21 protein-coding genes and 2 tRNA genes are annotated in these 23,265 nt (G+C 37.6%); 6 read left to right on the forward strand and 17 right to left on the reverse strand.

Annotated elements, in window-relative coordinates; genetic code table 11:
* Window positions 1–81: 81 nt before the first annotated feature.
* The 8 genes from ACZZZC_RS21900 to ACZZZC_RS21935 form a co-directional block, all read right to left on the reverse strand.
* Entirely contained in the window at window positions 82–2,400 is a 2,319-nt protein-coding gene (locus ACZZZC_RS21900; protein WP_463488127.1) for a glycoside hydrolase family 65 protein, read from the reverse strand.
* Between the two features lie 121 nt (window positions 2,401–2,521).
* Window positions 2,522–3,199 carry a beta-phosphoglucomutase gene (gene pgmB, locus ACZZZC_RS21905; protein WP_463488128.1) on the reverse strand — a complete coding sequence of 226 codons (678 nt, stop codon included), beginning with the start codon at window positions 3,197–3,199 and terminating at the stop codon, window positions 2,522–2,524.
* A gap of 49 nt (window positions 3,200–3,248) precedes the next feature.
* The gene (locus ACZZZC_RS21910) at window positions 3,249–5,165 is read right to left on the reverse strand and encodes a glycoside hydrolase family 13 protein (RefSeq protein ID WP_463488129.1); all 1,917 of its coding nucleotides are present in this window, start codon (window positions 5,163–5,165) and stop codon (window positions 3,249–3,251) included.
* 61 nt (window positions 5,166–5,226) lie between these two features.
* Window positions 5,227–6,261 carry a SusE domain-containing protein gene (locus ACZZZC_RS21915; protein WP_463488130.1) on the reverse strand — a complete coding sequence of 345 codons (1,035 nt, stop codon included), beginning with the start codon at window positions 6,259–6,261 and terminating at the stop codon, window positions 5,227–5,229.
* Between the two features lie 19 nt (window positions 6,262–6,280).
* Complete coding sequence (locus tag ACZZZC_RS21920; protein ID WP_463484011.1) at window positions 6,281–7,891, reverse strand: RagB/SusD family nutrient uptake outer membrane protein; 1,611 nt, start codon at window positions 7,889–7,891, stop codon at window positions 6,281–6,283.
* 13 nt (window positions 7,892–7,904) lie between these two features.
* Window positions 7,905–8,939 carry a TonB-dependent receptor domain-containing protein gene (locus tag ACZZZC_RS21925; protein ID WP_463488131.1) on the reverse strand — a complete coding sequence of 345 codons (1,035 nt, stop codon included), beginning with the start codon at window positions 8,937–8,939 and terminating at the stop codon, window positions 7,905–7,907.
* Window positions 8,890–10,872, reverse strand: coding sequence for a SusC/RagA family TonB-linked outer membrane protein (locus tag ACZZZC_RS21930; RefSeq protein ID WP_463488132.1), 1,983 nt, complete (start codon window positions 10,870–10,872; stop codon window positions 8,890–8,892). Before ACZZZC_RS21930 ends, ACZZZC_RS21925 begins: the two co-directional genes overlap by 50 nt.
* A 422-nt stretch (window positions 10,873–11,294) precedes the next feature.
* Complete coding sequence (locus tag ACZZZC_RS21935) at window positions 11,295–12,320, reverse strand: LacI family DNA-binding transcriptional regulator (protein ID WP_463484013.1); 1,026 nt, start codon at window positions 12,318–12,320, stop codon at window positions 11,295–11,297.
* 311 nt (window positions 12,321–12,631) lie between these two features.
* Here ACZZZC_RS21935 and ACZZZC_RS21940 point away from each other — a divergent pair, with 311 nt between their 5' ends.
* Both ACZZZC_RS21940 and dinB read left to right on the forward strand, forming a co-directional pair.
* The gene (locus ACZZZC_RS21940; RefSeq protein ID WP_463484014.1) at window positions 12,632–12,991 is read left to right on the forward strand and encodes a response regulator; all 360 of its coding nucleotides are present in this window, start codon (window positions 12,632–12,634) and stop codon (window positions 12,989–12,991) included.
* 91 nt (window positions 12,992–13,082) lie between these two features.
* Window positions 13,083–14,183, forward strand: a complete 1,101-nt coding sequence (gene dinB, locus ACZZZC_RS21945) for a DNA polymerase IV (RefSeq protein ID WP_463484015.1) — start codon at window positions 13,083–13,085, stop codon at window positions 14,181–14,183.
* Here dinB and ACZZZC_RS21950 read toward each other — a convergent pair whose 3' ends face one another.
* Complete coding sequence (locus tag ACZZZC_RS21950; protein ID WP_463484016.1) at window positions 14,184–15,719, reverse strand: SulP family inorganic anion transporter; 1,536 nt, start codon at window positions 15,717–15,719, stop codon at window positions 14,184–14,186. It abuts the gene before it with no gap.
* A 247-nt stretch (window positions 15,720–15,966) separates the two neighbouring features.
* Window positions 15,967–16,614, reverse strand: coding sequence for a DUF1349 domain-containing protein (locus ACZZZC_RS21955; protein WP_463488133.1), 648 nt, complete (start codon window positions 16,612–16,614; stop codon window positions 15,967–15,969).
* A gap of 121 nt (window positions 16,615–16,735) precedes the next feature.
* On the opposite strand from ACZZZC_RS21955, the gene ACZZZC_RS21960 reads away from it, so the two are divergent.
* Window positions 16,736–17,488, forward strand: coding sequence for a response regulator transcription factor (locus ACZZZC_RS21960; RefSeq protein WP_463484018.1), 753 nt, complete (start codon window positions 16,736–16,738; stop codon window positions 17,486–17,488).
* Here ACZZZC_RS21960 and ACZZZC_RS21965 read toward each other — a convergent pair.
* The 6 genes from ACZZZC_RS21965 to ACZZZC_RS21990 all read right to left on the reverse strand — a co-directional run bounded on the left by ACZZZC_RS21965 (window position 17,480) and on the right by ACZZZC_RS21990 (window position 21,541).
* A complete protein-coding gene (locus tag ACZZZC_RS21965) occupies window positions 17,480–18,364 on the reverse strand; it encodes a DUF808 domain-containing protein (protein WP_463484019.1) in 885 nt (294 codons plus the stop codon). The genes ACZZZC_RS21960 and ACZZZC_RS21965 overlap by 9 nt on opposite strands.
* Window positions 18,365–18,445: 81 nt before the next feature.
* Entirely contained in the window at window positions 18,446–18,871 is a 426-nt protein-coding gene (locus tag ACZZZC_RS21970; RefSeq protein ID WP_463484020.1) for a DUF1801 domain-containing protein, read from the reverse strand.
* 74 nt (window positions 18,872–18,945) lie between these two features.
* Window positions 18,946–19,476, reverse strand: coding sequence for a DinB family protein (locus tag ACZZZC_RS21975; protein ID WP_463484021.1), 531 nt, complete (start codon window positions 19,474–19,476; stop codon window positions 18,946–18,948).
* Window positions 19,477–19,530: 54 nt separating this feature from the next.
* The gene (locus ACZZZC_RS21980; protein WP_463484022.1) at window positions 19,531–19,818 is read right to left on the reverse strand and encodes a hypothetical protein; all 288 of its coding nucleotides are present in this window, start codon (window positions 19,816–19,818) and stop codon (window positions 19,531–19,533) included.
* Between the two features lie 56 nt (window positions 19,819–19,874).
* Window positions 19,875–20,318: an Hsp20/alpha crystallin family protein gene (locus ACZZZC_RS21985; protein WP_463484023.1), complete on the reverse strand. Its 444-nt coding sequence runs from the start codon at window positions 20,316–20,318 to the stop codon at window positions 19,875–19,877.
* A gap of 302 nt (window positions 20,319–20,620) precedes the next feature.
* Window positions 20,621–21,541: a PfkB family carbohydrate kinase gene (locus tag ACZZZC_RS21990; protein WP_463484024.1), complete on the reverse strand. Its 921-nt coding sequence runs from the start codon at window positions 21,539–21,541 to the stop codon at window positions 20,621–20,623.
* A 145-nt stretch (window positions 21,542–21,686) separates the two neighbouring features.
* Between ACZZZC_RS21990 and ACZZZC_RS21995 the strand changes: the two genes are divergently transcribed.
* The 3 genes from ACZZZC_RS21995 to ACZZZC_RS22005 all read left to right on the forward strand — a co-directional run bounded on the left by ACZZZC_RS21995 (window position 21,687) and on the right by ACZZZC_RS22005 (window position 22,717).
* A tRNA-Asn gene (locus ACZZZC_RS21995) sits at window positions 21,687–21,760 on the forward strand.
* A gap of 84 nt (window positions 21,761–21,844) precedes the next feature.
* Window positions 21,845–21,921, forward strand: a tRNA-Asn gene (locus ACZZZC_RS22000).
* A 115-nt stretch (window positions 21,922–22,036) separates the two neighbouring features.
* Window positions 22,037–22,717 (forward strand): aspartate/glutamate racemase family protein, encoded by a 681-nt coding sequence (locus ACZZZC_RS22005; RefSeq protein ID WP_463488134.1) that lies wholly within the window; start codon window positions 22,037–22,039, stop codon window positions 22,715–22,717.
* Between the two features lie 185 nt (window positions 22,718–22,902).
* Here ACZZZC_RS22005 and ACZZZC_RS22010 read toward each other — a convergent pair whose 3' ends face one another.
* Complete coding sequence (locus ACZZZC_RS22010; protein WP_265799475.1) at window positions 22,903–23,136, reverse strand: cytochrome b5 domain-containing protein; 234 nt, start codon at window positions 23,134–23,136, stop codon at window positions 22,903–22,905.
* Window positions 23,137–23,265 lie beyond the last annotated feature (129 nt).

Below are 23,265 nucleotides of genomic sequence, written 5' to 3' on the forward strand. Positions count from 1 at the left end.
ATAGAGCCGAAAAACTCTTTGCTGGTTTTAAGCTCTGCGCCATAAACCCTATACCCTCAACCTCTAAACCATCAACCTTTCTCATACCAACTCCGCGTTATTTACTTCGATTTCTGCGTTTCCAGACAGTTTATAAAACTGATTTCTGATTCCGATTTCTAAATCAACAGCGTTATTATTTTTAATATTGATGCCGTTTTCAGTGATATTTATTTTCAAAGTTGCACCTCTGAAACCAATGGTAAACGAGAACGATTTCCACTGCTTTGGTAAGAAAGGATTAAACTGCAATTTACCATCGCGAACACGCATACCGGCGAAACCTTCTACCACACTCATCCAGGTTCCGGCCATCGATGTAATGTGTAAGCCATCTTCCGTATCGTTGTTGTAATCGTCCAAATCTAAACGGGCAGTACGTAAATAGAATTCGTAAGCACGAGCTTCATCATTTAATTTAGCGGCCAAAATACTGTGTACGCAAGGCGATAATGAACTTTCGTGAACGGTACGTGGCTCATAAAAATCGAAGTTTCTTCTGATAGTTTCCAGGTCGTAATCTTCTTCGAAGAAATATAATCCTTGTAAAACATCAGCTTGTTTGATGAATGGTGAGCGCAAAATCCTATCCCAACTCCACTTCTGGTTAATTGGCCTTTCACTTGCTGGTAAATCTTTTACCAAAGTTTGCTCCTTATCCAGATATCCATCTTGTTGTAAGAAAATTCCCAGATTTTTATCTTCTGGATAATACATTTTCTCGATGATATCTGCCCAATCAGCAAATTCCTGAGCATCGAAATTTAAGCTTTTTAATAAACTGTTATATTTTTCTGGCTGCTGATTTTTCACAATTTCGGCAGCTTCTGTTGCATACTTCATGCACCAGGTTGCTAATAAATTGGTATACCAGTTGTTGTTTACGTTGTTCTCATACTCGTTCGGACCAGTAACACCAAGCATTACATATTGCTGTTTTTCACCGCTCCAGTTTACACGCTGTTTCCAGAAACGTGCAATGCCGATAAGCACCTCCAAACCAAAATCTGATAAATAACTTTCATCGCCAGTATAGCGGATGTAGTTGTAAATTGCGAATGCAATAGCACCATTGCGGTGGATTTCCTCGAAAGTGATTTCCCACTCATTGTGGCATTCTTCGCCATTCATGGTAACCATCGGATACAAAGCAGCACCATCTTTGAAACCTAATTTCGCCGCATTTTCAATGGCTTTGCCCAATTGTTTGTGGCGATAAACCAACAAGTTTTTGCTTACTTCCTGCGGAGCAGTGGCTAAGTAAAAAGGCACACAATAAGCTTCGGTATCCCAATAAGTAGAACCCCCGTATTTCTCGCCGGTAAAACCTTTCGGACCAATGTTCAACCGATCATCTTTACCTGTATAGGTTTGGAACAACTGAAAAATATTGAAACGAATGGCCTGTTGCGCCGAAACATCACCTTCAATAATGATATCGCTTTCTTCCCATTTCGTTGCCCAGGCTTCATTTTGTTCTTTTAATAACGTATCGAAACCTTTAGCTTTTGCTTTCGCGATAACTGCTTTTGCCTCTTTTAAAAGTGATTCTTTTGCATAATTTTCTGAAGATAAATTCGCGGCGATTTTAATCAAAGTGATTTCCTCATTCGCTTTTACATCAACTGAAAAAGTTTGTCCGACGAATTTTTCCTTTCGAACAGCTTCCGGATTGATGGAAACTTTATCCGAGTTTTTATACAATTCAATGTGGCTTCCAGTGCAAACTTCAAATTCAGTTTTCTTTGTTCTCAGTTTGATATAGGCCTCTGAGTCGGTAATTTCATCAGAAACCAAAGTCCAGAATTTCTCATCATAGTTGCTGTCCTGATTTTTGATATCGCCATCGATGAAAGGCATTAGCGTGATTTTGCCATCAAAGTTTACAGGCGTAATGCTGTAACGGATCGCTCCAACTTCATCATCGGCAATGCTACAAAAACGAGTTGATTTAACTTTAACGATTTTACCACTGTTAAGTTTGGCTGTAAAAGTACGCTCCAAAACCCCGGCATGCATATTCAAAACGCGTTTGAATTCACTTACTTCGGCTGTTGCCAAATCCAAAATTTCATCATCTAATTTCACTTCGATACCTACCCAATTTGCCGCATTTAAAACTTTAGCAAAATATTCTGGATAGCCATTTTTCCACCATCCCACACGGGTTTTATCAGGATAATAAACGCCTGCAACATAATTCCCCAAAAGAGTTTCTCCAGAATAAGTTTCTTCAAAATTGGCACGCTGGCCCATACGACCATTACCCAAGCTGAAAATACTTTCTGAAATTTTATTTAAATGTGGATCAAAGCCTTCTTCGATAATACTCCACTCGTCTGCTTTAATGTAATTCTTCATCTTTTATACTTTCGTCATTGCGAGGTACGAAGCAATCTCATTTAGAGTGTTCGTTCTCACAATTTTATTGAATTCCTTTATTGAGATTGCTTCGTGCCTCGCAATGATGGCACTTGCCTTTTTATAACTTTTCTAAATCTTCAACCGTTAATTTATCTAACCCACTTACCACAAGGTCTGCCTCGGTAAGTATGCTTTTTTCGCCAATTCCTATGGCCTTCATTCCGCCACGTTTTGCAGCCTCAACGCCTGCAACAGCATCTTCAAAAACCACGCATTCATCAGGTTTAAAGCCTAAAAGTTCTGCGCCTTTCAAAAATACCTCCGGATCTGGTTTTGATTTTGTAACCATGTTACCATCTACAATTTCATCAAAGAAATGAGCAAGATTGGTACGCTCTAAAATGATTCCTGAATTTTTACTTGCAGAACCTAAAGCCAGTTTATAGCCCACCTGGTGAATAGCCGTTAAAAAATCAACCGTTCCAGGCAACACTTCAGCAGGAGTCATTTTGGTAATCATATCCACATACCAGCTATTTTTCAAACTGGCAAGTTCTTCCTTCTCCGCATCGGTTTTTTGTACATTACCCCAGGCCAAAATTTTATTTAAGCTTTCTACACGACTTACGCCCTTAAGCTGCTCATTTTGTTCTTCTGTAAAATCGAAACCCATGGTATTGGCCAAACGTTTCCAGGCTTGGTAATGGTAAACTGCTGTATCTACCAGTACACCATCCAAATCAAAGAGACAGGCTTTAATTGAGGTTGAAGGTTGTATGTTTGATGTGTTTTGCATTGCTGTTATAAAAATCCGTTGACTAAAGCCGAACGGCAATGAATGAATATTAATTTAATTCTAGAACTAAGGTGGTTTTTGCTGGCACTTTAATTTCTTTGATTTGGATGCTTTCTCCGGAAATCACATTTTTGGCAGTAGTAATTCCAGTTGTTCTTTCTGCAAATCTCTCCGTATTGAGCGTTTTCTCTTTGTCTGCATTATTCACGATAACCATTACCGTGCCTTTTGCAGTAGCATTGTATCTAAAATAAACATAGATATCATCTTCAGGTACAAACTGCATTAATTTACCAGTTTGTAAAGCTGGGCTATTTTTGCGGTAAATGGCCAAAGTCTTCACAAAATTGAAAGCTTCGTTTTCTTTGTTTGTTCTGCCATCGGCGATAAACTTATCTTTTTTATCTCCTTCCCATCCGCCAGGAAAATCAGAACGAACCAGACCATCAGGGGCAGAGAAATTTTTCATCAAAATTTCAGTTCCATAATACATTTGAGGAATACCACGCATGGTTAATAGCATGGCTAAACCCATTTTATATTTATCAAAATCTTCATTTACCACAGAATAAAAGCGACTCATGTCATGATTATCTAAAGCGATACAATTTAATGTAGGGTCTTTGTATAGAAAATCATGTGCCACCACATCATACAATCGGTTAATACCATCTGTCCAGCCGTTTTTACCATTCAAAGCTTCGTAAATCGCTTCTTTAACGGCCATGTCGGTAATGCCCGGCAAGTGCGTATCGAAACCACGATTAACGGTATTTCCACCTGTGAAATAAGCCTGGTTAGCTACGCCTGACACAAAAGTCTCTCCAAAAATGGATAAAGTTGGAAACTCAGCTTTCAATTTAATTGCCCAATCGGCCATGTATGCCGGATCGTTATAGGGATAAGTATCTAAACGTAAGCCATCAATTCCAGCATATTCAATCCACCAAATGTGATTTTGCGTTAAATAATTTTGAACGTAAGGATTGGTTTGATCAAGATCGGGCATAGATGGGACAAACCAACCATCTAACATTTTTTTACGATCGGCAGCAGATGCGTGAGTATCCATTACCGTTTGATCGCGATAACTGGTTTGCGTATATTTTGGCCATTGGTGTACCCAGCTCTTCATGGGCAAATCTTTGAAAAACCAATGACCCGTACCGATGTGATTATGGACCACATCTTTAATTACCTTCATGCCTTTTGCATGAGCAGCTTCTACATATTTTTTGTAAAGTTCGTTTGTTCCATAACGGGGATCAATTTTATAATGATCTGTTACCGCGTAACCATGATAGGAAGCCTTTTCCATATCGTTTTCAATTTCGGGAGTCATCCAAACCGTGGTGATTCCTAAATCTTTAAGGTAGTCTAAATGATTGATTACCCCTTGAATATCTCCACCGTGACGGTAATACATACTATCACGATTGAGTGCTGTTTCTGCTAAGCCATTAACAACATCATTACTTTTGTCGCCATTCGAAAAACGATCTGGCATTAATAAGTAAATAAAATCTTTTTGCGTTACCCCCTGAATTCTGTCTGCGTTTTTATTGCGGTTCTTTAATTCATATTGGTAACTAAATATTTTTTTTCCTTTAACTGTAAAATTAATCGGGAACGTTCCCGATTTTACTGCTGAAGAAAGTTCTAAATCCAAAAACAAATAATTTGGATTTTCAACTTTATTTACCTTAACCAGCTTTACACCTGGGTAAGTTAATGAGATCGTACTGGCAGCAATGTTTTCTCCATGAACAAGCAGTTGGAGTTTCGGATTGTGCATTCCTGCATACCAGAACATAGGCTCTATTCGCTCTACTTTTTGAGCAAAGAGGTTTGCACTTGAAAGAATTAAAAAAGAAAGTGCTATTAATTTTATTCTGGCAGAACGCCAATTATTGGAACGAGCATTAGAAGAGATGGGATGCTGAAAGATAGGTTGGGTTTTGATCATGCTAAAACTTTGAAAGATTGAAAAAGTCCCGCGGCGGTTACCACGGGACAAATTTTATAGATTAGTTTTTAACAATAGTGTAAGTACCACCAGTTACTTTATCTCCTGTTTTAATAACAGTAAGCGTAATGGTGTAGTTACCAGCAGCGGTAACTTTGATGTTATCGCCACCTGTAGTAAGTGTTGCTCCACCACCTAAATTAATATCCCAAGCATGACCGAAGCGGAATTTAAACTCGCCTACGCCTAATGTGGTTTTGATAGAATAAACTGTAAATTTCCCATCGTTCACACCTTTCATATCGGTATCGTTGTTCCATCCACCTGGTGTAGCATCACCTATAATTGACCACTCATTTGGTGTACCAAAAACGATTGTGTTTTTATTTAAATCAACAGTAATTTGTTTCACAATTGCATCAGGAGATTTTAGGTTATCGCCGGCGCTTGAGCTAATTTTACCGCCACCAGCATCTCCATAAGCTACATCCCATTTCTTTGCAGGAGTAATTTTGAATTCTAAATTACCAGTAGTATAAGCGATCATACCAGTATAAACACCATTGCTTGATAGAGAAATTAAACTATCTGCAGTTGATGGATTCCAACCTTGGTAAGCGCCCGGAGCATAAATCCATGCAGATGCCAAATAAGGTGTAGCCGTTAACGTTACTACATTAGAGTATGTAAAATCGTTTACCGCAGCTCCTGATTTTAAACGAACTTCTATTTGTGCAGGTTTATCAACTACTCCACCTAATGCAAGAATGATATTATTAATTTCTGTAATGGTTGGCGCATAAGTTTTGCTGGTTACTACAAACTCCCTTGCTGGCGAGAAATTAGTTCCTTTTAAACCAAACTGTATTGTAGTTGTAATAGGAACAACATAACCAGAAGAAGTTGCCAAAGGATAACTTAGCGTTAATGCAGGCAATGCTCCATTAACTTGTACCAAGTTTAAGGTAGTTGCTGATGCCGTAAGTGTTCCTGCTGGCGTAATGTTAGAAACCGTTCTGGTTTCTTCCTTTTTACACGACCAAAGCGATACTGCAATTAAGCCTAAAGCTAAGGTTTTAAATAATTTTGATTTCATATCTTTCTATCGATAAAAATTAATAGCCTGGGTTTTGAACCAAATTCGGATTGGCAATCAAATCTGCATTTGGAATTGGGTATAAATTGCGATAAGCAGGCACACTCGTTCCAGCTTTTACGCCGCCTTTAAATGGCCACAGGTAAGTAGAACCTGTAAATTTGCCATAACGTATTAAATCTGTACGGCGATGACCTTCCCAATATAATTCGCGACCACGCTCATCTAAATAAAAATCAGTTGTCAGGGCAGCGGCACTCACATTTCCTGAGTTATTGCCATAAGCCCTAAAGCGTAAAGCGTTTACGTAAGTTAAAGCTTGTGCAACGCTACCGCCAGAACCACCACGGGCAACTGCTTCCCCGTAAATTAGATATTGTTCTGCCAAACGAAATAGCGCAAAATCTAATGAACTGAACGTTCCATTTAAAGATGGTGGAGTGGTGTTAGTTGAAGTAATATTTTTAAATTTAGTAACCTTTAAACCGTCATTTGGTGCATCAATTGCATCGATTACGGCTTTAGTTCCCACAAAAATTCCACGTTTATCTAAAGTACCATTTGGATCAGGGAATAAAGCCGGAAGATTTTGACGTGTACGATTACCTGCCCATCCACCGTTAGGAACTCCGTAAGCAGTAGAAACCATACCTGCAGCATCTGGAGCCGTGTAAACCATTGCATTAATTAAAAAAGTTGTTCCGCCATAGTTTGTTCCGTTAACCCCATCATAATTAATAGTTAAGATGTTTTCCGTATTGTTAATATTGTTATCAGCTAAAAACAAATCTCTATAGTTTGGTTTTAAAGAATAACTTGATGCAATTACCTTACTCGAGTAAGTAATGGCTTCCGTATATTTCGCAGTACCTGTATAAACTTGTGCATTTAAATATAATCTTGCTAATAATGCCCAATCGGCACCTTTATTTGCCCGTCCGTATTCACTTTCGGCACTTCCTGGATTGGCTAAATCACCTTCAATAGCTTTTAATTCAGACTCTACATATGCAAATAATGCTGCTCGGGTAGTTTGTTTAGGATTTACCTTTCCAATTAAATCATTTTCAGTTAAAAAAGGTGGGTTTCCAAAAGCATCCAATAAAACCCAGTATTGAAAAGCACGTAAAAAACGGGCTTCAGCACGATAACGTACAACATTTGTAGCATCTGCACCTGTAATGTTGCGACTAGCCAATTGTTCTGGTGTACTTTGACGAAGATATTCGTTAACTAAAGTGATTTGCGAAATACTTCTTGAGTACAATCCTCTTAAAAATTGGTTATCCGTTGACCAGGTAGAGTTATCCAGTTCAGGAATACCAGTATCGCCCCAATTACAAATTGCTTCATCGGTAGTTAATTCTTGACTAGTCCAGAATAACCTTAAAAAATCTGCAAATCCTGCGTTTAAACCACCAACATCGCTGTTATCAGACCCTGAAGGACTAGTTAAAGCATAATTTGCATATAATCTAGCTAACCCTTGTTTGTATCCTGCTGGTGTAGCATAAACTACACTTTCTGTTACATCATTAGTTGGAAGTACGTTTAATGACTCTTTTTTACAAGAGTTTAACGACAGCAATACGACTGCCGAGGTTAATATTGTTTTAAATGAGTTTTTCATTTTTATATCTTAATTAAAAGCCAACGTTTAAACCTAAAGTATATGTTCTTGGTCTAGGATAAAGATTATAATCAATACCTGTTACTAACTCTGGATCAAGCCCTTTGTACTGAGATACGACAAAAACATTTTGGCAGTTTGCTGAAATACGCATTGTGGTATTTCCGTTTTTAGATAATTTACCAACATTATATGCCAGCCCCAAATTATCCATTTTAAGAAACGATGCGTTTCTAATATAATAATCACTTAGAAATTGCGTAGCAGTGAAACCTGTATTTAACAAATCGGTGCTTGCATTATTTATTACACCTACCGAAGTAAGAATATTAGATCTCACACCATAATTTGATGCCACGTTATCATAAACATAATTACCAATATTAGCTCTTAACACGGTATTGATTGTCCATTTTTTATAGCTAAACGAAGTATTAAAGCCAAAAGTAAAATCAGGATTAGGCGACTTATAAAAATACTGATCATCTGGTGTAATTGCACCATCACCATTCAAATCTTCAAAAACACCTTCAAGTGGTTTTCCGTTGGCATTATAAACTTGTTTGTAAACAAAATATGAACCTGGAATTTGATTAACTGCGTTGTATTTTAAGTGAACACCAGTACCTCCAGTAATATCTCCTGCATCGATTTTAAAACCAGAATTTGGATTTAAAGTTAGGTTAGTAACCTTTCTTCTGTTATAAGCAGCGTTAATTCCAAAATCCCAATTGATGTCGTCAGATTTAATTGCTACAAAGTTTAAACTAGCTTCAGCACCTCTTACTTCCATATTTCCAACATTTGTTGTTAATACATTGCTAAAGTTTGTTCCCACAGGTATAGTTACTGTGCTTAATAAGTCTTTGGTTTTCTTGTAGTAAACATCTACACTACCATACAATCTTCCTTGTAAAAAACCATAATCTAAACCAGCATTATAGGTGGTAGTTGATTCCCATTTCAAATCTGGATCATAACCTGCAGGTGCGTAATAGTTATAAAAAAGTGTTGCCAATTTGGTATTGACCAGTGTTGGAATTAGCATAATATTTAGATAAGTAATCGTAGTTACCGATACCATCTTTATTACCCGTTTCGCCATAACTTAATCTTAGTTTCAAATCAGATATTACTTTGCTATCCTTTAAGAAATTTTCACCAATAATTCTCCAGGTAAAACCTGCTGATGGGAAATAACCCCAACGATTGTTTTCAGCAAATTTTGAAGATGCATCAGCTCTCATTGTACCAGAAAGAATATATTTATCAGCTAAAGTATAAACTAACCTTCCGTAGTAGGAAAGTAGCTTGTTTCTTTCAACAGAAAAAGGAAATACTGGAGTTACAAGTGGAACACCTGTGCCTGTATAATTTGTAAAATTGTAGCCTGTAGTTGAGATATCATAATAACCATAACCAGCAGTTGCGTCGAATCTACTTTTAATGCTTTCTACAGTATGAGCATAGTTTAAATAAAACTCAGAAAATTTATCATTACCTGTTCTTAATGCCCGGGAGAAAGATCCTTGAGTTGAAGCACTTTGAGCAGCAAATGTTGGGACCCTGATTGAGCCATAACCTTTAGATACATCGTAACCTAAGTTTAAGTTGGCATGCAATTCTGGCAAGAAATGGAAAGAATAATCAAACTTAACATTACCAACACTTCTGGCGGCATGGCCATTGTTGTCCTGTAATCTAATTAAACCAACAGGGTTACGAGGTGAATTTGGGTTTGGAACCATATCAGCACCTGTACCTTGTGTCCACTCGTAGTAATTGCCGTAGCTGTTATTCACATTTACAGGCTGCGTTGGATCGAATTGAATGGCGTTCGCAATTGCACCACCATTTGCAAAATGAGAATCAGTTAATGAACCTTTTAAGTTCAAGTCGATTTTTAAATGATCGTTAAACAATCTAGGTGACAAAGTAATTGAACCCGTTCCACGCTTAAGTTTATCGGTAATTAACAATCCATCCTGATCTAAATATCCAGCAGAAACACGATAAGGAACACCCTTGAATGAACCTGAAATACTTAGATTGTTATCAGTTGTAAAGGCTCTTTGATAAATTTCATCTTGCCAATTTGTATTTGCAGTGCCCAATAATGCTTTTTGAGAGGCACTACCATTGGCATTTACATAAGCACGAACTTGATCTGCAGAAAGTACATCAACATTTTTAATTACTGTCGCAATAGAATTGTTGGTACTAAAATTAATTACCGGAGCACCAGCACTACCTTTTTTAGTGGTAATTAAAATAACACCATTTGATGCTCTTGAACCATAAATAGCCGTCGCATTTGCATCTTTTAACACTGTAAATGTTTCAATATCATTAGGATTAATTAATGATAAAGGACTTGGTGCATTGTCGATTGTGTTTCCGCTGAATGGAACTCCATCAATCACCACTAACGGATCATTACTGGCGTTAAGTGATGCCCCGCCACGGATACGAATTGTACTTCCAACACCAGGCTGACCGCTGTTTGAGATTACATTCACACCAGCAACTTTACCTTGAATTAATTGTTCTGGTGTAGTAATTGCACCCTTTTGGAAGTCTTTTGAACTTACTGTAGTGATTGAACCAGTTAAGTTTTTCTTTTCGGCAGTACCGTAACCGATTACAACAACCTCATTCAGTTTTTGTGCATCGGGCACTAATTGGAAATTAACCGTGCCGTTAGCTGAAAGAGTAACTGGCTTATCAAGCGTTTGATAGCCAATGAAGCTTGCAGATAAAGTTACAGCGCCATTGTTTAAGCCTGCTAATTTAAAAACACCATTAACATCGGTTGAGGTACTTCTTGTTGTTCCTTTTACAACAATAGAAGCACCGGGTAAAGGTTGGCCGGTTTCATCAAGCACCTTTCCGGATACCGATCCGGTTTGTGCTTTTACGATTAATGCTGAAAAAACTAACAGCACTAAAAGCCCCTGTTTTAACAGGTAAAATACTTTCATATTCGAAGCTCTTTTAAGTATATAAATTTGGTTAAATATTATAGTGATTTACACATAGGCCTAATTTACAGCACTTAATGAGATTTCAAAATTTATTTAAAAAATATATTTTAAGCGATAAAAAACAAAGAGAAAACTTAATCTAAATTTTATTTTCGATTAATAAACGCGAATGAATTATAATGATATATAAATATTAAAAGCCTATAAATCAGTATTTTAAAAAATTGATTTGATAAATTTTAGTGTACTTTTTACACTAAGCTATTTTCAGGAGGTTTTTCGGGAACGTTCCCGAAAATGAATGATAAAAACACTGGTCGTTTTCGGGAACGTTCCCGAAGATTGTGCCGAATTCTGCTTATTTTACACTAAGTGAAGAAAAAATTTCAAATTTTTAGGCCAAAATTAAACCCTGTTTTTTAGCCTTTTTTATCCCCAATTGCTGTAGAATTTCTCTTGATAATTTTCGATTCCAAAACAACTTCGGAAAAGAGATTTTTATCCTGATTATCATCCAATATTTTGAAAAGTAACTTGGCCGCCTGCTCCCCTATTTCTGTTGCAGGTTGTGTAATAGTTGTTAAAGATGGGTTTAGTAATGGTGCGATTTCCAGACTAGAAAAGCTAATTACTTTTATATCGTTTGGGATACTTATATTCAAATCGTAACAAGCATAGTAGGTAGCAAATGCTAAACGCTCTACCGAGGTAAAAACGCCATCTGGTTGCAATTGCTGCAATGCATTTTTGATGATCACACTATTTTCTTCGTAGCTGTTGCTACAATCTACAATCAAATTTTCTTCAAACGGAATTTGGTATTTGGCAAGCGCATCAATATAGCCCTGCATCCTGGTTTTTCCGATAGATAAACTTTTGTTTACCACCAAATAGGCAATCCGTTTGCAACCTTGTTCAATTAAATGCTCTGTAGCCAGAAAGCTACTGTTATAATCGTTGGTGATTACTCTTGGCGTTTCAATATCTTCATAAATTCGATCAAAGAAAACCAGAGGTAGCCTTTGCGCACCGAATTTATTGAGGTAATTGTGATCGTTGGCTTCACCAGAAACCGACATCACTATGCCATCTGCCCGGCCATTATGTAAGTGGCGAATAAAGTTTACTTCTTTTTTATAATCATCATCGGTAACATAAATTAAGATATGGTAACCGTTTTCCCTGGCCACCCGTTCAATACCATGTATGGCCTGAGAGAAATAATTGTTAGCCAGCTCAGGAACAATCACAGCAATGGTTTTGCTTTTTTGCTCTCGTAAATTACTTGCGTAATGGTTGGGTTGATAATTCAGTTCTTTGGCTTTTGCTAAAATACGTTCTTTGGTAGCAATGCTGATGTCACTATTATCTCTAAACGCCCTAGAAATAGTCGAAGTAGATAAATTTAAAGCCTCAGCTAACTTCTTAATATTAATGCTATCCATTTTGGCTACTCACCTATGTAATTGAATTTTCGTTGTAAATATAATCTATAATATATCGAAATAGATAAATGAAACTGCTCAAAACTTCTAGTTTCTTATTCTGATAAGCATATATAAACATTTGAGCAATAAAAAACTAATATGTTACGATGAAGATAAACTAATCTTAAATTATCGATAACCAGGCTAATCTATATCAAAATAAATTGCGATTTTTGAAAACAAAAACTGCTAATTCAGTATTAATACTATACTAATTATCATCCTTATCCTCACATTTAAATAAATCACTATAGCAAAAATTTACGTCAATGGGAACTAAGAAAATACTCATCGCCGATGATGATGAAGGGATTGTAGATGCAGTGACGATGATATTGGAAGTAATGGGTTATGAGGTAGAATTTACTTACGATGGTGGAGCAGTTATCGAGGCCGTTAAAAATAAACCAGACTTAATTCTGTTGGATATTTGGATGAGCGGACATGATGGCCGCGACATTTGCAAATTGCTTAAAAGTGATCCTCAATATCAAAAAATACCTATTTTAATGATTTCAGCAAGTAGAGACATTCGTCAATCTGCTTTGGATGCCGGCGCCAACGATTTTATGGAAAAACCATTTGAAATGGATTCGTTGCTAAACAAGGTTGACTTTCTGTTGAACTAAAGTCATACCTTAAGATGATCTAGAATTACCAGGTTACAAGCTCCAGAAATATGCTGGTATCAAGTTTAAATTTCCGAAATTTAGGCATTACATGTCTGATCAAAATCTACCTCTTTTAAGAAAGATAATCCACATTGATATGGATGCATTCTATGCTTCCGTAGAGCAACGCGATTTTCCGGAATATAGAGGCAAGCCTATAGTGGTGGGCGGCAAGCCAGACAGCCGTGGCGTTGTTGCCACTGCCAGTTATGAAGCTCGTCAGTTCGGAATCAAATCCGCCATGTCTTGCAGCAAAGCCTACCAGCTTTGTCCAACTGCAATTTTTGTGTTTCCTCGTTTTGATGCTTATGCAGCCGCATCCAAAGCCATTCGAGAGATATTTAGCCGCTACACCGACATTATTGAGCCTTTATCTTTAGATGAAGCTTATTTGGACGTTACCGAAGACAAGCTAGGAATTGGCTCTGCTATCGACATTGCAAAATCAATAAAAGACGCCATAAAAAATGAATTGAATTTAACCGCATCGGCGGGTGTTTCGGTAAGTAAATTTGTGGCGAAGGTTGCTTCAGACATGAACAAACCAGATGGATTGACCTTTATCGGGCCGTCGAAAATTGAAGCTTTTATGGAGAAGTTACCTGTCGAAAAGTTTTTTGGCGTAGGTAAAGTAACGGCTGCCAAAATGAAAGCAATGCAAATCAATACCGGTGCTGATTTAAAAAAGCTAAGTGAGGCGCAACTAATCGCACAATTCGGGAAATCGGGCAAATTCTATTATAAAATTGTAAGGGGAATTGATGACCGTCCGGTAAGAGCAAATCGGGAAACAAAATCTGTAGGAGCCGAAGACACTTTATCTGAAGATACCAATGAAGATGCGGTAATGCATGATCTACTCCGACAAATTAGCGAAACGGTAGCGAAGCGATTAGAAAAATATCAGCTAAAAGGCAAAACTATTACTTTAAAAATTAAGTTTGAAGACTTTAAAATTATTACCAGAAGCAGGTCTTTTCCCACCTCAATTAATAAAGCGGAAACCATTTATACCGAAGCTATTAACTTATTAAATGAGGCGAATATTGGCTTTGCAAAGATAAGACTACTGGGAATTACGCTATCTCGATTTTATGATGACATGGCTGAAGAAAAACTGGAAAATAGTCAGCTAGAATTCGATTTTTAATTATTTCTCCGTAGCGATTTTATAACGAGGATCATCGATGATGTTGACTTCAATAATATCTTCAGCATTCTTAAGTAACCGTTTACAATCTTCGCTTAAAAACCGCAAATGAAGTTTTTTATTGGCATTCCGGTATTTTTCAGTCAGTTTGTTTAACGCATCAATACCAGACATATCATAAATTCTACTGCCTTTAAAATCGATTACTACATACTCAGGATCATTAGACACTTCAAAGAGTTCGTTAAAATTTGCTACGGAACCAAAAAATAAAGGACCATAAATTTCATAATGTTTAATACCCCCTTCATCTTTAAATTGATTAGCCCTTATCCTTTTTGCACTCTGCCAGGCAAATACCAAAGCAGAAATAATAACGCCAATTAATACCGCCAAAGCTAAATTGTGGAGCCAAATCGTAATCACAGCCACAGAGATTCCTATAAAAATATCCTGTCTGGGCATTTTATTGATCACCTTAAAGCTCATCCATTCAAATGTACCTATGGCAACCATCATCATCACGCCAACCAATGCCGCCATTGGCACCCGCTCAATAACCGGCGCACCGATGAGAATAATAAGTAAAATCGTTAATGCTGCTACAATGCCCGACAGTCTCGCTCTTGCTCCGGCAGATAAATTTACAAGCGTTTGTGCAATCATCGGGCATCCACCCATACCTGTAAAAAAGCCATTGGTAATGTTTGCAATTCCCTGGGCAATGCTTTCCCTGTTTCCATTGCCTTTAGTTTCTGTAATTTCATCAACCAAATTTAGAGTGAGCAAACCTTCCGTTAAACCTACACCAGCCATAATTAATCCATATGGAAAAATGATTTTTAAAGTATCTAAATCAAAAGGGATTTTAGGAATGTGAAAAGGGGGAAAACCACCGCTTACTGAAGCAATATTTTTAACCAGTTTGGTATCGATATTAAAAACGAGAACGACAATAAACACAACTATAATAGCGACTAGCGAGGATGGAACTGCTTTGGTAAATTTTGGCAAAACAATAACAATAAGCACCGTTAGAGCCACCAAACCCAACATGGTGTAAAGTGCCGGCCCACTTAACCAAGTAATGTTGCCGCCTACAATTGTTTTAAACTGCTCTAGCTGCGACATAAAAATAATTACGGCCAGCCCATTTACAAAGCCAAACATTACAGGCTGAGGAACGAGTCTTACAAATTTACCAAGTTTAAAAAGGCCAACCAAAATCTGAACTATTCCGGCAAAAGCAACGGCAGCAAATACATATTCTATGCCATGGCTTTTCATTAAAGCGATGAGTACAATTACGGTTGCTCCGGCCCCTCCTGATACTAAGCCCGGCCTACCGCCCAAAACTGCGGTAACTAGCCCCATAATAAAGGCTGCATACAAACCTGTTAAAGGTGGGAAACCTGCTAAAATAGCAAACGACAAAGATTCGGGAATCATCGTCATCGCAACAGTGAGCCCCGCTAAAATCTCTGCTTTATAATTTATTTTTTTAGAGAAGTCGAATAGCTGCAGGTAGGGTTTCATTGCTGTTTTTTGAAGCTACAAATATCAGCTTTTATCTTGAAATCGATAATAATAAATGATATTGCTGAGTTGATTTGCTTCAAACCTTCTTTGCAAATCCTTTTCGAACGCGACCAGAAGAAAGTACTACAAATGATCCTGATATGGCACCAAACAAAACATTGGACCTATCTTTAATACAAAACGACGTTGAATTTCAACTCTAAACTTATGCGGTGGTCTGTAAACAAATGTTTATCATCAACAATTATTGATGATTTTTTAACCATTCAAGTCTCCGCTGGTCTGGTAAATGTTTAACCTTAAACTCTTCAAATTTTGCTTCAAAACCATTGCCATCCGGACTGGCAGCCATTAATCCAACCATAACAGGGGTGTTATCTTGTAATGGTGCATTTCTCGTCATGATATAATTTTTATCATCAAGTGAGTAAAAGATTTCAACAGCATCAAGCCCTCTTACTGCCTTAACCCAAATAAATGGAGGCACTTTTTCGAGCGGTAAAACACTCCAGTCGCTTTTTTGATGAGTGACTACAGTGCTCACGTTAAACTTTCCATCTACAAACTCCACTCCTGTTTTGATATAATTTTGATGATCAATGCGAATCATTAAACCCATCTGATCAAAACGAGCTTTATAATCTCCCGTTAATTTCACTTTTACTTCAAATTCACCGCCATAGGTGCCGTAGTAGAACGGAGCATCATCTACGGTAAACCCGTAATGCGAAATGCGCCAATAATCGCTTTGAGGAGTTACCTGCATCAATAAGCTGTTATCTTTCACTGACCACTTTTCAGGCTCATTAAACCATTGCATATTATTTAAATTTTGGGCTTGTAATTTATTTAGGCTTACCAACATACAGATGGCCAATAGTATCTTTTTCATTCTTTATCTTATCATTTTTAAGGGTGTATCTAAACCTGAGTTTAGCCAATCAGAAGCTCAAAGCTATCTATGATTTCCCTATCGCTCAATGGTAAAAAATAACCATTACCTTTGAGAAGCAATGAGAAATTTACTTGACATAAAACTGTTAGGGCAAACCTTTAAAGGTAATGCAAGCGAGAATTTACAAATTGAGCAGGCTAAGGCAATTGCTGAAATGTACAGTAAACTTGAGAACGGGATTAGCGTATTAAGCGATTTGAAGAGCAGGAAAAGTTATCTTTTTTATAATTCAATTGCTAACGACCTTGGCCTTTCCGAGCAAAAAGATGAAATCAATTCCATTTGGGAAGACGAACTATTAAGCAAAGTTCATCCGGAAGATTTGACTAAAAAATACCAGTTAGAATTTCAATTCTTTAGGATGATTCAGTCCGTTAGCCTGGACGAAAGACAGCATTATGAGGTAATTACCAGGTTAAGAGTAAAAAACACGGAGGGAAAATATCTGATGCTCAAGCACCGCCTAATTTATATCGCAAACGCTGCTGATGGTAATGTTTGGCTGGCGCTGTGTCTTTACAACCTAATATATGATCACCCGGAATGTAGTATTCCAAGTGGATTAATTGTGAATAAGCAGACCGGAAAAGTGATTGACAACGAGATTAGGAATCTTTCCAACCTACTCTCCAGCAGGGAGCAGGAAATTTTAAAACTGATTAAACACGGAAAACGAAGTAAGGAAATTGCAGATAAACTTTCACTGAGCATTAATACGATCAACCGCCACCGCCAAAATATCTTTCAAAAACTAAACGTGACGAATGCCTTGGAAGCTTGCAGAGTTGCAGAAACGCTTGAATTATTTTGAAACTGCTGGCTTTTTACTGAACAAACCGATTAGCTTTTTGCCCACCATCATTACAGGAACAGCAATTAAACCACCCACTATCCCCGCTCCGAATTCTTTTATTGTAGATTGAAGGTTTGGCAGAACATAGTGCATAAATTCAATATTATGAACAAAAATCCCTCCTGCAACCAGAATTAAAGCAATGGTACCCACTACAGCTAACGTTTTTATAATAATCGGCAAAGCTTTAACCAAAAAGTGCCCCAGAGATGCCCAAAAACCTTTATCGTTGGAGCGTTTTATCAATTTATGCCCAGCATCATCCATACGGACGATTAAAGCTACAATGCCATAAACACCAATTGTAGCTAAAATAGCCACAACAGATACAGTTAAAATTTGAATGGCCAATGATTTATCTAACACACTTCCAAGCGCAATAATTACGATTTCTATAGAAAGGATAAAATCGGTTAATACTGCCGATTTAACCTTCGCCTTTTCTGCTTCAGCATCGTCTTGTCTAACTTCAGCAGCAGCCACGGGTGCTGGCTTCGAGCGATGAAAAAAGAATTCAATAATTTTTTCTACACCTTCATAAGCTAAGTAAAAGCCGCCTAAAACCAAAATCACTTTTATGGCAACCGGAAAAAATGCCTGAAGCAACAATGCAATTGGAACAATAATCAGCTTATTCAAAAATGATCCTTTTGTAATGGCCCACAGCACCGGAATTTCTCTCGATGCCAAGAAACCCGTTGCTTTTTCAGCGTTAACAGCTAAATCGTCTCCCAAGATACCTGCGGTTTTTCGGGTAGCCAACTTGCTAGCCATCGCCACATCATCCATTAAAGCACCTATATCATCTAAAATTGCAAAAAAACCTGAAGCCATTTCTATCTAATAATTATGCCGCAAAATAGAAATTCGTTTCGGAATTGAGCGAATTATACTGTACAACATTAATCCGAATACTTAAACTAAATTATCGAGCGATAGTTTTATAATCTTTCGTAATACATCCAAATTTATGTCATCAAGTTTATTAATGTAAAGGCAACCTGCTCCGGTTTTGTGCTTTCCAAGTTCTTTCATCAGATCCGAATGTTTTTCATAATTCACAGTGAGGTACAACGACAAATTTGCCTTACGTGGCGAAAACCCAATCAGCAGCCAGTTTACTGTTCTTCCCGTTGCCGCACTGGTAACTTGTTTATTTCCAAACCCTATAATCGCACTGCTCCACAATACCGGCTCTTCACCACTGGCATCCTTCATCATTTGCAAAATAGTAAAGCTGTCTTCCCGTTTTTGCTCATTGTCGATGCTGTTGATAAATTCATCCACACTGGCTTGTGTTGGTTTTGTTTTAATTTCTGCAAGCTTATTTTTCTGAGCCATATTGTATTTACAGGTGATGATTTCCAAAAGTATTGTAAAAAGAAATGGGGCAATTTATTCGCCCCATTCTAATGCTAAAATAACTTTTCGGCAGGCGGAGTTGCACCAGCCAAACGAATGTAAACAGTTCCTTGTCCTCTGTGATGCGTTTGATGCTCAAAACATTTATTAAGTGCATCTTCCCGGGTCATTTCGAATTTCCCAAAAAGTTTTACTTTTTCTGATAGCTTCTCGGCTGACATTTTTTCAATACCAGCAATGACGAAGTCGTAGCTTGCTAAAACATCTTTTGTTACCGTTGCCTTAGATTTATCGGCGCCTTTCTCTAAACCGCCCATCGCTATCGGACTTTTTTCATCCGTAGCTGCCGATGCGAATGCGTAGTTTGCATCAGCGAGGTGTAAAAACTGATCGGCGAAAGACCGCATTTGAGGCGTAGGTTTCAAAGAAAAAGAACCTTCAGGCATGGCATCTAAATATTCTTTTGTGTAAGTTTTGGCTCGTTCCCAATCGGCAACGGTTTTTTCAAGAGCAGTTTGCGCTTTAGCTGTTAGGATGGAAAACATCAACAGCACTAGCAAAGCGGATTGTTTAATTATTTTCATTTTGTTGAATTTATACTCAAACATATGGAGTATTGATGGAATAAAAGAATTAAATCAATGAGCCAACTGATGCTGCTTAAACAATTCCCTTGTGATCAACTTCACATTGGTCGCGAGTTGATCGTAGGTACAATGTTTGGCGTTAATGGGAAAAGGGATGCCTTTCTCCCATTTAATAAAATCAATCAACATAATAGACTCTTTTGTGATGTCTTCGGTTCCTTCCAACATGTTAAACAACTCCTTTGCAAAAAGCTCATTGGCACCAACCTGAAAGCACCCGTATTCTTCAATACCTTTACACAGTTTGAACTTTAATGATATTTCGAAATTAGTTTCCATAACAAAACAAAAGAGCCGCCATTACAGGCAGCTCTAAACTGATTATTAAATGCTAATTATTGGATTTCAATTTGTCGGGTAACCATTTTGGCTTCTTCTCTTTTTGGAATATCAATATTTAAAATTCCGCTATCGTATTTCGCCTGAATCTGATCCGCATTTGCACTTTCTGGTAAGGTGAAGCTTCTCACAAATGAGCTGTAGCTATACTCCCGCTTTGCATAACTTCTTTCCTGCCTTTGATCTTGGTGGCTTTGCTCTACCGAGATTGACAAAACATCGCCTTCGAGTTTCAGTTTGAAATCTTCTTTGGCGAGGCCAGGCACAGCAAGTTCGATGTGAAAGTGATCTGCAGATTCGCTAACATTTGCAGCAGGCACTCTTGTAACTATTCGATCAGAGAAGAACGTATCGTTAAAGATCGAATCAAAAACATTGTTAAAGGCCGGCATTGAATTGGTCTTTTTGTTGTTTTCCGAATTAAATTTAACCAGTGTCATAGGTTTTTCCTCCTTAAATTTATTAATAATTAAAAAACTAAATAATTAATTAAACTCTTGAGCTAAATGCTCAGACTAACTTAAACAACACAAATGCCAAACCTTTTTTGCCCGAGTTTAGCTGAAAAATTTTCATAAAAAGTGATAAATTTTCAGTCGCAATGCCAAAAATGCATTTAGGCTAATCTATTAAAAAGTATCTCGAATCGCTTCGCTCTTGATATAGAAGTAGTACTAAAACACAGAAGCCTCTTCTAAAGAAAAGGCTTCTGCAACAAATTTTAAATAGTGATCTTTGAAACTTAAGCTTCGATGGTAAATGCGCTCAGCTCCACAAACTGTTGTATTCTTGCTGCCACTTCTTCTTCTGTTAAATTCAATAATTTTTCGGTACCAAATTTTTCTACACAAAATGATGCAAGCGCAGAGCCATAAATAATAGCATTTTTCATATTGTTGAAGTTGATGGTACCAACTTTAGCCAGATAGCCAATAAACCCGCCAGCAAATGTATCTCCCGCACCTGTTGGATCGAATACTTCTGCCAATGGTAATGCAGGTGCAGAGAAAATCTGATCTTCATGGAATAACAATGCGCCATGCTCTCCTTTTTTTATGATCAGGTATTTTGGACCCATAGCCAAAATTTTATTGGCAGCCTTAACAAGAGAATATTCTCCAGACAATTGACGGGCTTCTGCATCATTAATGGTTAAAACATCGACCAATTTAATGGTTTCCAGCAAGTCGTCCATCATAATATCCATCCAAAAGTTCATGGTGTCCATCACGATTAATTTCGGGCGATTCTTTAACCGTTTGATTACCGTTTGCTGAACTTGTGGCGTTAAATTGCCCAACATCAAGTATTCGCAATCCTGATAGCTCTCCGGAATAATTGGATCGAAATTTTCTAATACGTTCAGCTCAGTAATTAAGGTGTCTCTGCTGTTCATATCGTTATGATATTTTCCAGACCAGAAAAACGACTTTTCACCCGCCTTTACCTGTAAGCCTTCGGTATCAATACCATGTTCTTTGAAACTATCTATATCAGATTGTGGAAAGTCATCACCTACTACTGCAACAATTTTTGCCTTATTATAGAAGTAAGATGCAGCTAAACTTGCGTACGTTGCGGCGCCACCAACAATTTTATCTGTTTTTCCAAATGGAGTTTCAATAGCATCGAAAGCTACAGTACCTATGATTATCAGGCTCATATATTTTATTTTGAATTTTTTTAAAAATTTTTCACTGCAAATATTGCATAAATAATTTAAAAGCCCTAATATTGCATTCCCAAAACGAACAAGGCCTTATAAGCTGCAAAGCACAAAGAACCTCGTTTAGGAAAACAACCAGCACTCCTTCTTAGCTCAGCTGGTTAGAGCATCTGACTGTTAATCAGAGGGTCGCTGGTTCGAGCCCAGCAGAGGGAGCAAAAATCCTCACAGCAATGTGGGGATTTTTTATGAAATGATTGCCAAAGGATTTTGGCAAATTGAATACAAAAAAAATAATATTCCTTCTTAGCTCAGCTGGTTAGAGCATCTGACTGTTAATCAGAGGGTCGCTGGTTCGAGCCCAGCAGAGGGAGCCAATATCAAGAACAAGCCTTACCATGCCCGGTAAGGCTTTCTTGTTTCAGAAATTCTATTAATCAAGCGGCTGTTGAGAGCGCTTGAAATAAGTTAATATTGGCAATAAATATTTCTATGAAAAAAATAGGACTGGTTGGCGGAATAAGCTGGGTATCAACAATGGATTATTACAAATTCATTAACGAGGGGGTTAATGCCAGGCTAGGAGGACTGAACTTTGCAGAATGCATCATCTATTCCTTGAATTTTGGCGACATTCAATCCGCAGGGTGGGATAATTCTTATGAATTATTGTTAGGTGCCTGCAGAAGCTTAAAAAATTCAGGGGTTGAAAGTATTGTTTTATGTGCAAATACAGCCCATCTTTTTGCGGATAAACTTCAGGGTACAATAGGACTGCCTATCATTCATATTGGAGAAGAAACTGCAAAAGCGATTAATAAAACTGGGTACAAAAAAGTAGGCCTGTTGGCTACAAAGTTCACAATGGAAATGAACTTTTACAGGGACAAACTAGAACAGTATGGACTGGAGGTGCTCATACCTGAAAAACAGGAAACAAGAGATTATATTCAACGAACCTTAAAAGAAGAGTTAGGGATAGGTTTTATCAATCCAGAAACAAAAATCAATTATATCTCTATTATAAAAGAACTTGTAGACAGTGGCGCTGAATGTATCATATTAGGGTGTACAGAAATCCCTATGCTAATCAATCAGGACGACTTTAATATCCCCATGTTTGATACTACAAAAATACATTCGCAAGCAATTGTTGAGTATATCGTTTCGTAAAACCATAAGGTTGTCGGTTTTGATATTAATCGGCTTGTTCCAGCTTAGCCAGCCCGAAGCCTGAAGTAATAGTTTTCGCCTTGTATACAGGATCGTAGAATTGACGATGATTGCCTCGGGAATTTTTTGAGAGCGAATTACCATCCAGAATGAGAAAGAGTTGTTTATTAATTCTTTGCCTGGATTTAGCCAACTTTTCCAATAGGAGTAAATTTTTCGAAAACGGCGTCGGTATGGGGTGCATCAGGAAGTTCATCTGTTAAATCTTGTCCTGCCCAATGCTCGTAATGTTTACCGTTTCGCCATAACCGGCTGTCAGTCATGTCGTAAATCAAACCTTTGTATGCAACCCAAATCTGCGGTTTATCTTGCCCGTTTCTTAACGCTAATTGTTGTTTTGTATAAATCGGCAGCTCCATTAATTCGTGTACATTTCGAGGTTGTTAGTAGTTTTGTTATAGCACAAGCCCTTGTTTTTAAACCCGACAAAAGCGGCAGCCTCCGGCCTTCCCGGAGCTATAGCGTATGGCGGGACAATCTGACCCAAG

Source organism: Pedobacter sp. AC212 (assembly GCF_979258625.1).

Bases quoted from the DNA above. Each gene is read 5' to 3' on its own strand.
- ACZZZC_RS21900 (WP_463488127.1), bottom strand. From the start codon at position 2,400: ATGAAGAATTACATTAAAGCAGACGAGTGGAGTATTATCGAAGAAGGC.
- ACZZZC_RS21910 (WP_463488129.1), bottom strand. From the start codon at position 5,165: ATGATCAAAACCCAACCTATCTTTCAGCATCCCATCTCTTCTAATGCT.
- ACZZZC_RS21960 (WP_463484018.1), top strand. From the start codon at position 16,736: ATGAGAAATTTACTTGACATAAAACTGTTAGGGCAAACCTTTAAAGGT.
- ACZZZC_RS21970 (WP_463484020.1), bottom strand. From the start codon at position 18,871: ATGGCTCAGAAAAATAAGCTTGCAGAAATTAAAACAAAACCAACACAA.
- ACZZZC_RS21915 (WP_463488130.1), bottom strand. From the start codon at position 6,261: ATGAAATCAAAATTATTTAAAACCTTAGCTTTAGGCTTAATTGCAGTA.
- ACZZZC_RS22005 (WP_463488134.1), top strand. From the start codon at position 22,037: ATGAAAAAAATAGGACTGGTTGGCGGAATAAGCTGGGTATCAACAATG.
- ACZZZC_RS21990 (WP_463484024.1), bottom strand. From the start codon at position 21,541: ATGAGCCTGATAATCATAGGTACTGTAGCTTTCGATGCTATTGAAACT.
- ACZZZC_RS21940 (WP_463484014.1), top strand. From the start codon at position 12,632: ATGGGAACTAAGAAAATACTCATCGCCGATGATGATGAAGGGATTGTA.
- pgmB (WP_463488128.1), bottom strand. From the start codon at position 3,199: ATGCAAAACACATCAAACATACAACCTTCAACCTCAATTAAAGCCTGT.
- ACZZZC_RS21935 (WP_463484013.1), bottom strand. From the start codon at position 12,320: ATGGATAGCATTAATATTAAGAAGTTAGCTGAGGCTTTAAATTTATCT.
- ACZZZC_RS21925 (WP_463488131.1), bottom strand. From the start codon at position 8,939: ATGCTAATTCCAACACTGGTCAATACCAAATTGGCAACACTTTTTTAT.
- ACZZZC_RS21930 (WP_463488132.1), bottom strand. From the start codon at position 10,872: ATGAAAGTATTTTACCTGTTAAAACAGGGGCTTTTAGTGCTGTTAGTT.
- ACZZZC_RS21955 (WP_463488133.1), bottom strand. From the start codon at position 16,614: ATGAAAAAGATACTATTGGCCATCTGTATGTTGGTAAGCCTAAATAAA.
- ACZZZC_RS21985 (WP_463484023.1), bottom strand. From the start codon at position 20,318: ATGACACTGGTTAAATTTAATTCGGAAAACAACAAAAAGACCAATTCA.
- ACZZZC_RS21980 (WP_463484022.1), bottom strand. From the start codon at position 19,818: ATGGAAACTAATTTCGAAATATCATTAAAGTTCAAACTGTGTAAAGGT.
- ACZZZC_RS22010 (WP_265799475.1), bottom strand. From the start codon at position 23,136: ATGGAGCTGCCGATTTATACAAAACAACAATTAGCGTTAAGAAACGGG.
- ACZZZC_RS21920 (WP_463484011.1), bottom strand. From the start codon at position 7,891: ATGAAAAACTCATTTAAAACAATATTAACCTCGGCAGTCGTATTGCTG.
- dinB (WP_463484015.1), top strand. From the start codon at position 13,083: ATGTCTGATCAAAATCTACCTCTTTTAAGAAAGATAATCCACATTGAT.
- ACZZZC_RS21975 (WP_463484021.1), bottom strand. From the start codon at position 19,476: ATGAAAATAATTAAACAATCCGCTTTGCTAGTGCTGTTGATGTTTTCC.
- ACZZZC_RS21950 (WP_463484016.1), bottom strand. From the start codon at position 15,719: ATGAAACCCTACCTGCAGCTATTCGACTTCTCTAAAAAAATAAATTAT.
- ACZZZC_RS21965 (WP_463484019.1), bottom strand. From the start codon at position 18,364: ATGGCTTCAGGTTTTTTTGCAATTTTAGATGATATAGGTGCTTTAATG.